This window comes from Rosistilla ulvae, from assembly GCF_007741475.1.
Lineage (GTDB): Bacteria > Planctomycetota > Planctomycetia > Pirellulales > Pirellulaceae > Rosistilla > Rosistilla ulvae.
This window is the reverse complement of record NZ_CP036261.1, coordinates 66,507-80,580: the sequence shown is the minus strand read 5'-3', so window position 1 is coordinate 80,580 and position 14,074 is coordinate 66,507. Positions and strand designations below refer to the sequence as shown.

The window sequence follows — 14,074 nt, the reverse complement described above, 5'->3', positions numbered from 1 at the left end:
TTCCATCCACCCTTTCTCTAATCATGATCCCGCACCGATGTCGTAACAGTGGAGTTCGTCTTGATCGCGCAGATACAACCGTTTGCCCGCGATCACCGGATGCGCCCAAGCTTTGCCGTTGACCGACGCCGGCTTGAACTCTCCCTTTAATTGGTAGCCGCCGGGATTCGCTTCGATCAATGCCACGACGCCATCTTCGTAGCGAAAGATCAGATGCCCGTCGGCCGCTACGATCGCCGCCGAACCTTTGCCCGGCCCGCGTTGCCCCTCGCCCCAGACCGTCCGTCCGCTGCGCAGATCGACACAGCGGGGAAAGCCCTGGTTGTGGCCATGCCCCATGTAGATCTTGCCGTCGATCAAGATCATCCCGCCGTGATGATTCTGCAGCGTGCGGTTGTCCTTATAATAGACCTCGCGATACCGGATCGTCCGCCCCTGCTTCTTCAGTTCCAACAGCGCGCTGCCGCCGTCGCCATACCCGCTGGAACAGAAGACAAAATTCCCGTCGACAAGTGGTGTCGGCACATTGGCTGTGGTGTTCGCAACGCGAGGGTAATGCCACAACGGCTCGCCATCGGCGGCGCGGATGCCGATCAATCCCTTGCCGACCAGATTCACATATTGTTTGATCCCGCCGGCGTGGCTGATCACCGGCGACGCGTACCCCGCCGTTCCCTCTTGCATCGGCGTCTGCCAGATCACATCCCCTGTCTTTTTATCGAGAGCTGCCATCACCGCCCGATCGCTGCCGGGAGTGCAGATCAGCCGATCGCCATCGATCAACGGGGATTCGCTGTAGCCCCACATCGACATCATCCGTCCGCCGAAGTCATTGGGGAAGTTCTTTCGCCAAACGACCGCGCCGTCGCTGGCCGACGTGCACAACAAGTCTCCTGCATGCGAGAGTCCGTAGACCAGACCGGCTTCAACATCCAACGTCGGCGTGCAATTGGGATCGCTGCCGTCGCCGACCGGCGTTTCCCAGATCACCCTCCCGTCGTCGCGGCTAGCACAGACCAGTTGAACCTGGCCACCTTTTTTCCCCATCGTGTAGATCTTGTCGCCGGCGATCGCCAAAGAGGAAAACCCGTTGCCGAGTCCACGCGACGACCAAAGAAGAGGCGGTCCGACGCTGGGCCATTCTTTCAGCAGTCCCTGTTCGCGCGAGATCCCATCGCGCTGCGGACCGCGCCAGCCGGGCCAATCGGTCGACGCCAGTCCCTCCGCTGCCGAAGCCGCCGGTTCATCGGTCGGCATGGCCTGCCGTTTCATCTCCGCCCGAACCCACACCTGATCGCGGTGGCTCAATCGGGCGATCGGCAGTCGCGAGATCGAACCATCAGCCTTTTTCAGTTGCACGATCGAGCCGTCGAAGCCAACAAAATCAGCTTCGATCTTGTAAGCTCCCGTGCTATCGGTCCAGTTGCGAGCCAGAGCAGGCGAGGCGATCAGCAGCATTGCCAGACTGAAAGAGAGGGCGATTCGAAGCGAAGACATGGCGGGCATCCAGCGAGGACCGAGAAGTCGGCAGCAGCCAACGCCACCGATTGAGCAGCTCCGATTCTAACCTAAACCCCTCGCCCGATCGCCTACAACGATTTGGAAATTCATCCTCAGGCACCGTTTACCAACGCCGCAAGGCAAGCGATAATCAGCCCCATCAACCGCCCTGGTAGCTCAGTTGGATAGAGCAACGCTTTCCTAAAGCGTAGGTCGTGGGTTCGAGTCCCGCTCAGGGTATTTTTCATTGGGTGCAGTCGTTTGTCCGGGCGTGAAATACATCAGCGCCCCTCTATTTTGAAAACGATCTTGCCACCGAATCCCGACGGGATCGTAGACGGTAGCCGGTGGTTTGAGCGCAGCGAATACCACCGGAAACGTTCACGTAATCGATCGCCGCCCCCGGCGGGGGGCGCACATTCATCTGCGATCCCTGCGGGAGCATCGCGCGTTGGGGTTCCCGCGTACCGGAGGGCGCCGCTGCGCGACGACCTCCGGCTACCTTCTGCAGTCCCTTTGGGATACCGCTTGCCACAGAGGCCGCAGAGAATATCCGCCACGAATCCAATCCTCGGTGGCCTCTGAGTTCTCTGTGGCAAAACCAGCAACTGCCACCGAATCCCGACGGGATCGCAGATGGTAGCCGAAACGTTTCCGACATCGAGTCCCAGGGCGTTGCCCTGGGCTGACATAGGGCCGCCCCCGTTGGGGCGTAGAACACTCGATTCGATCGGGCAACGAAACCGAATTGTTGGCCCGCTGTCCATCGAAGCCAAAACATGAGCGATTGGTTCGCGTCTCATCAGGCCCAAAGGGGCGGCGATACGCCAGCCCAGGGCAACGCCCTGGGAAATCGGCCGCGAACAACACACACTCGAGGCCAAAGGGGCCGGCCCTACCCAATGGCTTGGGTTCCGAAACAGATCAAACACCGAAAACGCTATCTCTCTCACGACTCGCGCCGCATTACAATGACGCTCTACGCGGAGACGGCATCGGCGCCAACGCGCCCCGGCCCTACCGCCTGTTAACTGGACCCCACTATGCCCCGACTTGTTGTAATGTTCCTCGCTCTGGTGATCCCCGTTTCGCTGGTGGATGCCGACCCGCCGGCAAAGCTTCTGGATCTATCGAACTGGAAACTGACGCTCCCAATCGACGCCGATGATTCGGGCGGAGCCGACGAGATCATCTCCCCCGATCTGAAGACGTTTGTCGATCCGCGTTATTTCTTCATCAACGAGGCAGACGACGGCGTCGTCTTTCGCGCCCATTGCGGCGGCGCCACGACGAAGGGTTCAAAATTCCCACGCAGCGAACTGAGGGAGATGATCGAACGCGGCCGAGAGGATGCCGACTGGAGCACCGCCGGGCAAACGCTCCATACGATGACGATGCGCGTCGCGATCACGAAGACGCCTGCCAAAAAGAAGCACGTCGTCTGCGCTCAGATCCACGACGCCCAAGACGATCTGATCATGATCCGGCTGGAAGGAACAAAACTGTTCATCGAACGCAATGCGTTGGATACGGTGATGCTCGACCGCAAATACCCATTGGGAACGCCCTTCGATTTGAAGATCCAAGCCGGCGGCGGGCGCGTCAAAGTTTGGTACGAAGGAGAACTGGCGATGGATTGGCAGGTAGCGCGAGCAGGCTGCTACTTCAAAGCCGGCTGCTACACGCAATCGAACCCAAGCAAAGGGGACGCCGAGGATTCGTATGGCGAAGTGGTGATCTATCGGTTGCAGGTTCGAGAGATGTAATGAGGCCTGGGGCTTGCGGCACCAGGCTTTATGCGACCGCCGCTCCGCGGCTGGGCGTGTGCTGGTGCATTGGCCGGGGACGCGCGCGATCGAGCTGGACGCGCGAGGCCTGGGGCTGGCGCCGCCAGGCTTTATGCGATCGCCGCTCTGCGGCTGATGCGGCGCGGCGGATTTGCTGGGACGCGTGATATTGCGGACCGTCGATGCCTGGGCTCGCGCCGCCAGGCTTTATGCGACCGCCGCTCTGCGGCTGATGCGGCGCGGAGAGCGACAGCTTTGATCAGCAGATTTGGCGGCGGGTTTGATCAATCGTCGGAGACGAGGACTTGGACTTCGCCGTCGACGACGCGGACTTCGAAGGCTTCGGTTTTGACTTTCGGGTTGTCGCACCAGGTGCCATCTTTGATGCAGAAACGCCAGGCGTGCCAGGGACATGTGACTCCCTTCTCGTCGTCGACGTGCCCTTCGGCTAGCGAAGCGCCCATGTGGGGACAGAGGTCGTCGATCGCGTAGAACTCTTCGCCAACCCGGAAGACGGCGACCATCCGCCCGTTGACCGGAATCGCTTGGCCTTTGCCTTCTTCAAAATCTTCTACTTTTCCAACGGTCTCAAAGTCGCTCATCGATTCGTCTCTTGCAAGGGCATGGGGATATCTGACAAATTAGGGATGACAAGGCGGGCATCGACAAGGGGGAGGCCCCTGAAAGCGTCGGTGCCAGCAACGAACAGGGCAAATCAGTGTTTGAGTCTAGGGATTGTTGAAAACCCGACGCGTAAGCGAGGAAGCATGCAAATTCCTCGCTTACGCGTCGGGTTTCCATTTCCACTGACGCTTCTGTTTGAAACACTTAATAGCCCTGCAGCAACGAACCGGCGACAGCTCCGAGGCGCTTTCATCAAGCTATAATGGCCTCCGCTTCGTTCCCTTTCATTATGGATCAAATCAGAAAGCCAGACAGCGATGATCAACAGCCAGCGGAAGCAGTTTGTCGAGAGCCGAATTCTTCACAAAGTCTCGATGCCTTCCCAATACCTCGGCGGCGAACGCAATGCGATCGTCAAGGACCACCGCACTCTCAAGGGAAAGATCTGCCTCGCCTTCCCCGACGCCTACACGATCGGGATGAGCCATCACGGCCTACAGGTCCTCTACTCCCTGATGAACCGCCGCGACGACTGGGTCGCCGAACGGGCGTTTTGCCCCTGGCAGGATATGGAGGCGCAGCTGCGCGAACACAACGTGCCGCTGTACAGTCTGGAAACCTTTACCGCAGTCTCCGATTTCGACGTCTTTGGGATCTCGTTGCAATACGAGGTCAGCAGCCCCAACGTCCTGACGATGCTCGATCTGGCCGGCATCCCGCTGCACGCCGCCGAGCGCACGATGGCCGATCCGTTGGTCCTCGCCGGCGGCCCCTGCTGCCAGAACCCCGAACCGATGGCCGATTTCATCGACATGTTTGTCACCGGCGACGGCGAACCGGCGCTGCCGCTGATCTGCGACATGTGGCTGCAACTGCGTGAACAAGCCCGCGCCGAGGGATTTGCTGAAGGAGACGCCGGCGTGCGGCAACGCGCCGACGCATTGCAAAAGATCGCCGCCGAACTGCCCTTTGCTTATGTGCCTCGGTTCTACGAACCCGAATATAAAGAGGGCCGCGTCGTCGCGCTCAACCGCACGCGGAACGACGTCCCCGAGACGATCGAACCGAGCGTGATCCGCGATCTCGAAGGGATCCCGCTGCCAACCCGCCCGATCGTTCCCTACGTCGAATGCGTCCACGATCGGATCGCGATCGAGATCATGCGCGGCTGCCCCTGGCAGTGCCGGTTCTGTCAGAGCACCGTCATCAAGCGACCGCTGCGAATCCGCAGCGTCGACACGATCATCAACGCCGCGATGGAATCGTATCGCAACACGGGATTCAACGAGATCAGCATCCTGTCGCTGTCGTCGAGCGATTACCCGCACTTCGAAGAGCTAGTCAAACGACTGCACGAAGTCTTCCGGCCGCTGGGCGTGAACATCAGCGTCCCCAGCCTGCGCGTCAACGAGACGTTGCGAACGCTGCCCGCCCTGATCGGATCCGAACGCCGCGGTTCGCTGACCCTCGCCCCCGAAGTCGCTCGCGACGACATGCGGGAACAGATCCGCAAGAAGATCAAAAACGAAGACCTCTTCGCCGGATGTCGCAATGCTTTCGAGAACGGCTTCGACAGCGTCAAACTCTATTTCATGTGCGGCTTGCCGGGCGAGCGGCCTGTCGATCTCGACGGGATCGTCGACATGGCCGAACACATCGCAGGGATCGGCAAAGAAGTCAAAGGCCGCTATGTGCGAGTCACCGCCAGCGTCTCGAACTTTGTCCCCAAGTCGCACACGCCCTATCAATGGAACGGCATGCAGCGACGCGAATATTTCCAATGGGCGCACAAATATCTGTGGAGCCGCCGGAAGATCCGCAGCATCAACATCAAGTGCCACGACATCGACACCAGCCTGCTGGAAGGCGTGCTCAGCCGCGGAGATCGCCGCACCGGCAAAGCGATCGAACTCGCCTGGCAACGCGGCGCGCGAATGGACGGCTGGACCGAACACATGGACGCCCAGCGTTGGTGGGATGCGATCGCCGACGCCGGGATCGACATCGACCAACAGGTCCACACGCAATACGGCCTGACCGATAAGCTCCCCTGGGATCATGTGAACGTCAAATACGGCCGGACGTTCCTCGAGAAGGAGCAGAGTCGCTCGCTGACTCAATTAGAAGCGATGGCCGACGCCAAATAGAACTGGTGAAATAGAAATGCCCGCGGCATGACCTGCCGCCGCGCTACCAAACAATTCAGGTTGCGCGGAAGCCTGCGAACGACTTGGTCGCAGCCGAGCGTTCCGCGCAAATCTTGCATGTCCCCCCGCGTCGATTCCCCTTAGGCATCCAGGCTCCTCGCCAACCAACTTGTTTCCCAGCACCATCAATCGCCGCCTTTCGCGTTGACAACACGCAATGGCTGATCGCACTTTCGCGGAGCGAAAGGCGACAATCTGCAACGGGAAGATGGGCGACGACTTAGCCCAAGGTGAACTCGGGCAGGCGAACGATCTCACCGCCGCGAAGCGCCGATTGGTGCGCACAGATTCCGACACAGGTCCAGTTGGCGCTGGTCACCGCGTTGGGCATCGGATCGCGATCCTCCTTTAATGCCGAGACGAACTCGTGCACCAAGTGCGGATGCGAACCGCCATGACCGCCACCTTGGATAAAGGAGAGGTGTTCGGAATCGTGGATCTCCGCCGGTTGAGTGAACTTCTGAATCTCGGCGGGTAACAGATGGGCATAATCGGGGACCTCCACCTTCTCCGCAATCTCCGGCTCCGGTTTCTTGGCGGTATGAAGCACGTGCGGTTCGTTCTCCACAAGCGTCCACTCAAAACTCTTCTTCGTTCCGTAGACATCGAAACTCTCGCGGTACTGTCGAGCAACGTCGTATAGGAATCGCCAGATGTGCGCCGTCAGATCGCTATCCTTGACTTTGATGTGACAACTTTCGACGGCAAACTTGTTCCCCGATTTCTCCGCGATGTCGTCGCGGACCGTTCCCGAACCGAAACAGCTGACGTATTCCGCCAATCCATCGACCAAGCCCAGACAGGGGCTGACCGCATGCGTGGCGTAATGCATCGGGATCATCTGTTCCCAATAGCTGGGCCAGCCGTCCATATCTTGCGGATGCGAAGCGGCCAGGTGCTGGATCTTCCCCAACTCTCCCTTGGTGAACATCTCTTTGATGAACAGATACTCGCGGCTGTAGACAACCGTTTCGGCCATCATGTATTTGAGCCCCGTCGCCTTGACCTTCTCGACGATCTTCTGGCAATCCTCGATCGTCGTCGCCATCGGAACGGTGCACATCACATGCTTGCCCGCATCCAAAGCCTTGAGCGTCATCCAGGCGTGATCGGGGATCGGGCTGTTGATGTGGACAAAATCGATCTCGGGATCGGCGAGGACCGCGTCGTAGTCGGTGTATCGCTTTTCGATCCTAAACTGATTCCCAGTCTTCTCCAGTTCGGCGGCGTTGCGGCGGCAGATCGCCCCGATGTTCGCCTGAGGATGCGCCGCATAGATCGGCAAAAACTCAGCTCCAAACCCCAGCCCAATCATCGCCCCGTTTACTTTTCCGTTCATGCAGTTCTACCTGTCACACATCTTAGATTTCAGTCCACTCATCGGGCAGCCGCCGTTTCCCACAACGATAGCCAGGCAGCAACAAACCGCCACCGAAGGACATTTTATCGCCCGCACCGATTTTCAAGCTATGAGCTTGTGCGCACAACATTTGAGTTTTTCCACCCAACCAGAACACCCCAAAAGGACTAGTCGTCATAATGGCCTCGTAGCACGATCAATGCTCGGCGGACCTACGGAATCTAACGGAAGCCATGAAGACTATTCAAAAGCGTCGCTCGGTGGCCCTGCTGGTTGAAACCTCCAACGCCTACGCTCGCGGTGTCTTGGCTGGCATCATCGATTACATCCAGCAACATCAACGCTGGTCGCTGGTGCTGCCCGAGCAGGAACGTGGCGCGCGGCCGCCCGACTGGCTGCAACGTTGGCAGGGAGATGGCATCATCGCTCGGATCGAGACCGACGAGATCGCTCAAGCGATCCGGCGCACACAGTGCCCAGTCGTCGACGTCAGTGCGGCTCGGCACCTGCCCGGCGTCCCATGGGTCGAAACCGACGACGATGCGATCGCTCGGATCGCCGTCGAACATCTTGTCGAGCGAGGCTTCCGGCACCTCGCCTTCTGTGGCGATTCGGGATTCAATTGGTCGCAGTGGCGGCAACAAGCCTTCGAACAATACGTCCAGCAAGCCGGCGGAACCTATTACCAATACGATTCGATCCCCCGCCACGATCCCGAATATTCGTGGAACAGCGAACGGGCGCGGCTCGCCCAATGGGTCAAACAACTGCCGCATCCGATCGGGATCTTCGCCTGTTACGACATCAAAGCGCAGCAATTGCTGGACGTCTGCCGCGAGCTGCACATCGCCGTCCCCGAACAGATCGCCGTGCTTGGTGTCGACAACGACCGATTGTTATGCGACCTCGCTGACCCGCCGCTTTCGAGCGTCAGTTGCAACACGCGGCGGACCGGATACGAAGCCGCGGCGATGCTGGATCGGATGATGGCGGGAGACACGATCGGCGCGGCGAAGGTTTTGCTGGAACCGCTGGGGATCCAGACTCGCCAATCGACCGACATCCTGGCGACCGACGATCCCGATGTCGCCGCGGCCGTCCGTTTCATCCGCGAGCACGCCTGCGACGGAATCAAAGTGATCGACGTGCTGAACGAGATCCCCGTTTCGCGGCGAGCGCTCGAAAAACGTTTCCTCAAGATCTTGGGGCGCTCGCCGCACGAGGAGATCACGCGGCAGAGGATCGATCGGGTCAAGCAACTGCTGGTGCAGACCGATCTCTCGCTCGCCGAGATCGCTCGCCGCACGGGATACCGCCACGACGAATACCTCTCGGTGGCGTTCAAAAATGTCGTCGGGGTTCAGCCGAGCAAATATCGCCAATCGGCCAAGACATCGACCTAAAACGTGCGACGCGATGGGGAGCATCCCAAAGGGATCCAACGATGGTAGCCGGAGCTCGTCGCGCAGCAGCGCACCTTCGGGGGCGGTATTCGCTCCGCTCAAACCACCGGCTACCGTCTGGGATCCCTGCGGGATCCGATGCCTGCTTCTATTGCCAGACCATTCATCAGATCGGTCAGCACGTCGGCATCGGTTGGCAGCTTCGTCGGCACCATCGCGTGCAGGGCGAGCGGCACGTTGTCCATTCGAAAGGTCGTTCCGGATGCGTGTAGACCGTAGACGGCGGTGCTGAATTCGACCGTCGACTGGAACGGCAATTGGGCAGCGGGATGGTCCAACAGAATGGTCGGGATCGATTCCAGATGTTTTCGTGCGGCCGCGGAGAACCGAGGAATCGTTTCGGCCCCCACCAAGACCGCCGCGTCGACATCGCCTCGCGCCAGCAGTCCATCCGCAGAGAACTCGCTCGGATTGTGACGCGGGTAACCGCAAGAGAAATCGACGGCAAATGGATATCCGGTCTGCCAACAGAGAACGTTATCCGCTCCCGAAACCTCCCCGTGCCGCCCCATCCGTCGGGCCGTAATTCTCGCGAATGCATTGAGTTCGGCGACCAATTGCAGCAGTGCCGCGACGTTCACGTGATCGATCGGCGCTGCCGCCGAGGATTCGCTGTCGTCGCCACTGCCAAGTCCTAGTCCATAAAAGAAGGCGCCATATTTGCAGCCTTTCATCAGCGGAACCAGTTGTCCCAGCGGTGCCGGGACATCGGCCACGTGGTCTCCGCGGACGAGCCGTCGCAGTAGGGAAAGGGTCTCAAAATCTTGCCCCGGCTGGATCGCAATCGTGATGTCCGGCGTCGTTCCCTCGGCGTCCAATCGGCATTGTTCGACTTGCCCCGCGGTTCCGATCATCACCACCGTGCGGTCGTCTCGCCCGCCGGGCAACCAACGGCCGCGGGGATGAATCGAATAACGCTCCGCATGTCGCGGATGGGAGCTCGCCGGATCGCAGCCCCAGAAGATGACAAGATCGGCGCGATTGCGGATCTCGCCCAGCGTGCAGGTCACTTCGCCAAACTCCTGCAATGCCATGATCGCTGCGGAGTGGTCCAACGAAGCGGTCGTATCGGCAACGCCGCTCAAAGCATCTGCCAGAGCGATCGCCGCGCGTTGACCGGGCGTCGCACTTTGGGAAAGTCCATAGATCAGCGGGTAGTCCGCCGCGCGAAGGATCTCGACCGCCACGGCGATGGCGGAATCGTAGTCGACAGTGACTCCGGCGACCTGCGGCCCGCGGGGCGACGATTCGCACCGCGTGCGAAACCACTGCTCCCCACGCGGGCAAGCCGGTTCGAACGACAAAAGCCGATCGCCGTCGAACTGCACGGAAAGATCATCGCAGAGACAACTGCAACCCGGACAGGCGACGTGATTCCAGGTTTCGGACAAGCGGCAACTCCTGCGTGGCTAGGCGGATCAACAAACGAATGGACGACCGTTCAACTAAGAATATCGAAAATTGACACCCCGCGTCAGCGACGCTAGTCTGGTTTCCTCAGTTTAGGTATGCCGGGTTCATTCTCTTCTCCCGAGATCCGTTGATCGTGTTGCGTCTTGTCACTCTTCGCTGTCTGATCGTCGCGGTCGTTGCCGGTATGGCAATGAGCGAATCGGCGTGGGCTAGCTGCGGAGACTGGCTGGCCAATCCGCTGCCATCGCATTCCAGCGGTCTTCATGCGATGGGATCGGTTCCGCTCCAGCACACTTTGAAGTTTGCGGTTCGCGACGCATCAAACCACTCGCCCAGCGACGGTTCTTTTTCATCAAACCGTTCGCCGCTGCGACCTTGCGATTGTCGAGGGCCCCAGTGCCAAGCGGCTCCTGGTCTGCCGAGTCTCCCGACGGCTCCCGCACCAACATCCGAGCGAGATTCTCAGCAATTGGGGATCGACGCTGCCTATTTGCTTCCGGGAATGATCGACGCATCTTCCCTCACCGCCATGTCGTCGCTTCGTCCTTGCGACGGGTTCTCTTTGGGCATCCAACGGCCGCCTCGCGGGTAGCGCATCTCACGCGTTATCCAGTAACGTTTCCCAGGCCTTTTGAGTCTGCCGGTTCCACTGCAATGGTATCGGTGGGCAAACCTGAGAACGTTGGTCGTGAGTTGGTCTTTTGGACCGATTCACTTCTGCTGCGACTCCGCCCCCCGCAATCGCTGAAGCGAAGCGGAACGCCGAGTCGAATCGGGCATAGATCGCGCGTGATCGCTTCGCCTTCTTCGCTAGCGTTCCCCCATCTCGAGATCCCTCATGTCCGAAGCAACTTCGCCCGGCGGCAGCGTGCCGCAACCAACCGCTCCGATCAAAAAACCGGTCCGCGCCGTCGGCCCGCGGCTGCGGAAACTGCTGCACGTCGTCTTGGCGATCGTCTCGCTGCTGTTTGCCAATTCGGCTTACCTATCGATCATCACCTTTCTGGAATGGGTGAAGGGGGAGACGTACCAGGACTACTATTACCAATACATGTTCTTGGCGCATCTGGTGCTGGGCCTGTTGTTAGTCGTCCCGTTGATCGTGTTTGGTGTGATCCATCTGATCAACAGCAAAGACCGCCGCAATCGCCGCGCGGTGCGGATCGGTTACGCGTTGTTTGCGATCAGCATTCTGGTGTTGGTCAGCGGGTTGATGCTGACCCGAGCGTTGGGGATCGACCTGCGGCAACCGGCGCTCCGCAGCACCGTCTACTGGATGCACGTCGCATGTCCGCTGATCGCCGGATGGCTGTACTGGCTGCATCGACTGGTCGGACCGCGGATCAAATGGCGAGCGGGAATGGCGTTTACCAGCGTCGGTGCGGCTGGTGTTTTGACGCTTGTCGCCTTTCAAACTCAAGACCCGCGGCAATGGAATTCGATCGGCCCCGATTCGGGCGTGCAGTACTTCGAGCCATCGCTGGCGCGAACCTCGACCGGTGACTTTATCCCTGCCGATGCGATGATGAACGATCAGTATTGCATCAAGTGCCACGCCGACGTGCACGCTCAGTGGAGCGACAGCGTGCATCGTTTCAGTTCGTTCAACAATCCGCCATATTTGGCGAGCGTCTCGGAAACCCGGAACGTCGCGATGAAGCGGGACGGGAATGTCCAAGCAGCCCGTTGGTGCGCCGGTTGCCACGATCCGGTCCCCTTCTTTTCCGGAGCGTTCGACGATCCGAACTTCGACCTGCTGGGGCACGAGACCTCAAACGCCGGGATCACTTGTACGGTCTGCCATGCGATCACGCACGTCAACAGCCCGCGCGGCAACGCCGACTACACGATCGAGGAACCGCTGCACTATCCGTTTGCGTTCAGCGACAACGCGGTCCTGCAGTGGGTGAATCAGCAATTGGTCAAAGCCAAGCCGGCGTTTCACAAGAAGACGTTTATGAAGCCGCTGCACAAAACGGCGGAGTTCTGTTCGACGTGCCACAAGGTCCATCTGCCGCGAGCACTCAACCACTACAAGGACTTCTTGCGGGGCCAGAACCACTACGATCCGTACCTACTAAGCGGCGTTTCGGGGCATGGGGCTCGCAGTTTTTATTACCCACCGAAAGCGGAAGAGAACTGCAATCGATGCCACATGCCGCTTGTCGAATCGAACGATTTCGGAGCCCAGCGGTTTGACGCGGCGACGGCGATGAGCGTTCACGATCATCTGTTCCCTTCGGCCAACACGGGGATCGCTTGGCTGAGAGATCGTGACGAGGTGATCAAAGCTCATCAGGATTATCTGCAGGGGGTGATGCGAGTCGACATTTTTGGGATCCGCGATTCGGGAGAGGTCGATGGGTCGCAGACGGCGCCGCTGGGTCCCGACGTGCCGACGCTGGATCCAGGCAAATCGTACCTGTTGGAAACGGTGATCCGAACGCTGAAGATGGGGCATCTGTTTTCGCAGGGGACTGCCGATTCAAACGAGATCTGGTTGGACGTCACCGTCCGCAGCGGCGACCGCGTGATCGGACGCAGCGGAGGATTGAGCGAAGAGACCAAAGAAGTCGATCCGTGGTCGCACTTTGTCAACGTCTTCATGCTCGACAAAGATGGCAACCGGATCGATCGCCGCAATCCCGAAAACATCTTTACTCCGCTGTACAACCACCAGATTCCGCCCGGTGCGGGGCAGACGGTGCAATACCTTTTGGACCTTCCCGAAGATCTTGAGGATACGGTTCGCGTCGAGGTGAAGTTGCAGTATCGCAAGTTCGACCAGCGGTACATGCAATTTGTCGCCGATCGAAATCAAGAGCTAGGGCAGACGATCCGTGGCCATCGGCCGGGAGAGACCTACGTCAACGAGCTGCCGATCACGACGTTGGCGGTCGACGAGATCGAGTTCCCCGTCGCGGGCGTCGACAAATCGGTGACCAATGCGGATTCGGAGATTCCCGTTTGGCAACGCTGGAACGATTATGGCATCGGCCAGTTGTTGAAGGGGAAAAATGCGTTGCGGCAGGCGGAAGAAGCGTTCCTGCAAGTCGAGACCTTCGATCGCTGGGATGGTCCGCTAAACCTGGCTCGCGTCTACAATGCCGAAGGCCGCTTGGATGATGCGGTCGCCGCCCTGACGCGTGCTCAAACCTACGCTGACCAGAAGGGATATCCGCGTTGGAGCTGGGCTTGGTTGTCTGGATCGATCAACGCCCAGCAGGGTCGGCTGGTCGAAGCCGTTCAGAATTTGAACAGCGTCTTGGAGGATAACACTCCCGAAATGCAAGCCCGCGGGTTCGACTTCGGCCTCGATTACGAAGTCATCAACTTGACCGGTCAGACGTTGTTTGAACTCGGTAATCAACGGGCGCGGCAACAACGCGAAGAAGAGGCGTTGGCGCACTGGAACGATGCGATCGCACGGTTCCAAGAGACGCTGGAGATCGATCCCGACAACGTCACGGCACACTATAACCTGCAACTGTTGTACGAGCGGATCGGCGATTCCGAAGCGTCGGCGCAGCACCAACAGTTTCATCAAAGCTACAAGCCGGACGATAACGCCAAGGGACGAGCGATTCGGTTGGCGCGTGAAAAGTATCCGGCGGCGAATCATGCGGCGGAAGATGTCGTTCGTTATCCGTTGCAGCGGGCCGGGGCTCCCGAATTACCGCAGTGATTCGCGATCTTGGCAGCAGACAAATCAAGTAACAA

At 59.4% G+C, this 14,074-nt stretch carries 9 protein-coding genes and 1 tRNA gene; 5 read left to right on the top strand and 5 right to left on the bottom strand.

Annotated elements, in window-relative coordinates; all coding sequences use genetic code 11:
- Positions 1–21: 21 nt before the first annotated feature.
- Positions 22–1,497, bottom strand: coding sequence for an outer membrane protein assembly factor BamB family protein (locus EC9_RS00320; protein ID WP_218934476.1), 1,476 nt, complete (start codon positions 1,495–1,497; stop codon positions 22–24).
- Between the two features lie 169 nt (positions 1,498–1,666).
- On the opposite strand from EC9_RS00320, the gene EC9_RS00315 reads away from it, so the two are divergent.
- Positions 1,667–1,740 (top strand) — tRNA-Arg (locus EC9_RS00315).
- An 803-nt stretch (positions 1,741–2,543) separates the two neighbouring features.
- A complete protein-coding gene (locus EC9_RS00310; protein ID WP_145341374.1) occupies positions 2,544–3,266 on the top strand; it encodes a polysaccharide lyase family 7 protein in 723 nt (240 codons plus the stop codon).
- Between the two features lie 305 nt (positions 3,267–3,571).
- On the opposite strand, the gene nirD is transcribed toward EC9_RS00310, so the two are convergent.
- Entirely contained in the window at positions 3,572–3,889 is a 318-nt protein-coding gene (gene nirD / locus EC9_RS00305) for a nitrite reductase small subunit NirD (RefSeq protein ID WP_145341372.1), read from the bottom strand.
- A gap of 339 nt (positions 3,890–4,228) precedes the next feature.
- Here nirD and EC9_RS00300 point away from each other — a divergent pair, with 339 nt between their 5' ends.
- Positions 4,229–6,058, top strand: a complete 1,830-nt coding sequence (locus tag EC9_RS00300; RefSeq protein WP_145341370.1) for a TIGR03960 family B12-binding radical SAM protein — start codon at positions 4,229–4,231, stop codon at positions 6,056–6,058.
- Between the two features lie 280 nt (positions 6,059–6,338).
- On the opposite strand, the gene EC9_RS00295 is transcribed toward EC9_RS00300, so the two are convergent.
- The gene (locus tag EC9_RS00295; RefSeq protein ID WP_145341368.1) at positions 6,339–7,457 is read right to left on the bottom strand and encodes a Gfo/Idh/MocA family protein; all 1,119 of its coding nucleotides are present in this window, start codon (positions 7,455–7,457) and stop codon (positions 6,339–6,341) included.
- A 254-nt stretch (positions 7,458–7,711) separates the two neighbouring features.
- On the opposite strand from EC9_RS00295, the gene EC9_RS00290 reads away from it, so the two are divergent.
- Positions 7,712–8,881 (top strand): XylR family transcriptional regulator, encoded by a 1,170-nt coding sequence (locus EC9_RS00290; protein WP_145341366.1) that lies wholly within the window; start codon positions 7,712–7,714, stop codon positions 8,879–8,881.
- A gap of 110 nt (positions 8,882–8,991) precedes the next feature.
- Here the strand turns inward: EC9_RS00290 and EC9_RS00285 are convergent, their stop codons facing one another.
- Together EC9_RS00285 and EC9_RS26320 are read right to left on the bottom strand one after the other, a co-directional pair.
- Positions 8,992–10,332: a formylmethanofuran dehydrogenase subunit B gene (locus EC9_RS00285; RefSeq protein ID WP_145341364.1), complete on the bottom strand. Its 1,341-nt coding sequence runs from the start codon at positions 10,330–10,332 to the stop codon at positions 8,992–8,994.
- Positions 10,333–10,563: 231 nt separating this feature from the next.
- Positions 10,564–10,707 carry a hypothetical protein gene (locus EC9_RS26320; protein ID WP_218934475.1) on the bottom strand — a complete coding sequence of 48 codons (144 nt, stop codon included), beginning with the start codon at positions 10,705–10,707 and terminating at the stop codon, positions 10,564–10,566.
- A 485-nt stretch (positions 10,708–11,192) separates the two neighbouring features.
- On the opposite strand from EC9_RS26320, the gene EC9_RS00280 reads away from it, so the two are divergent.
- On the top strand, positions 11,193–14,039 hold the full coding sequence (locus EC9_RS00280) for a multiheme c-type cytochrome (protein WP_145341362.1): 2,847 nt from the start codon (positions 11,193–11,195) through the stop codon (positions 14,037–14,039).
- Positions 14,040–14,074 lie beyond the last annotated feature (35 nt).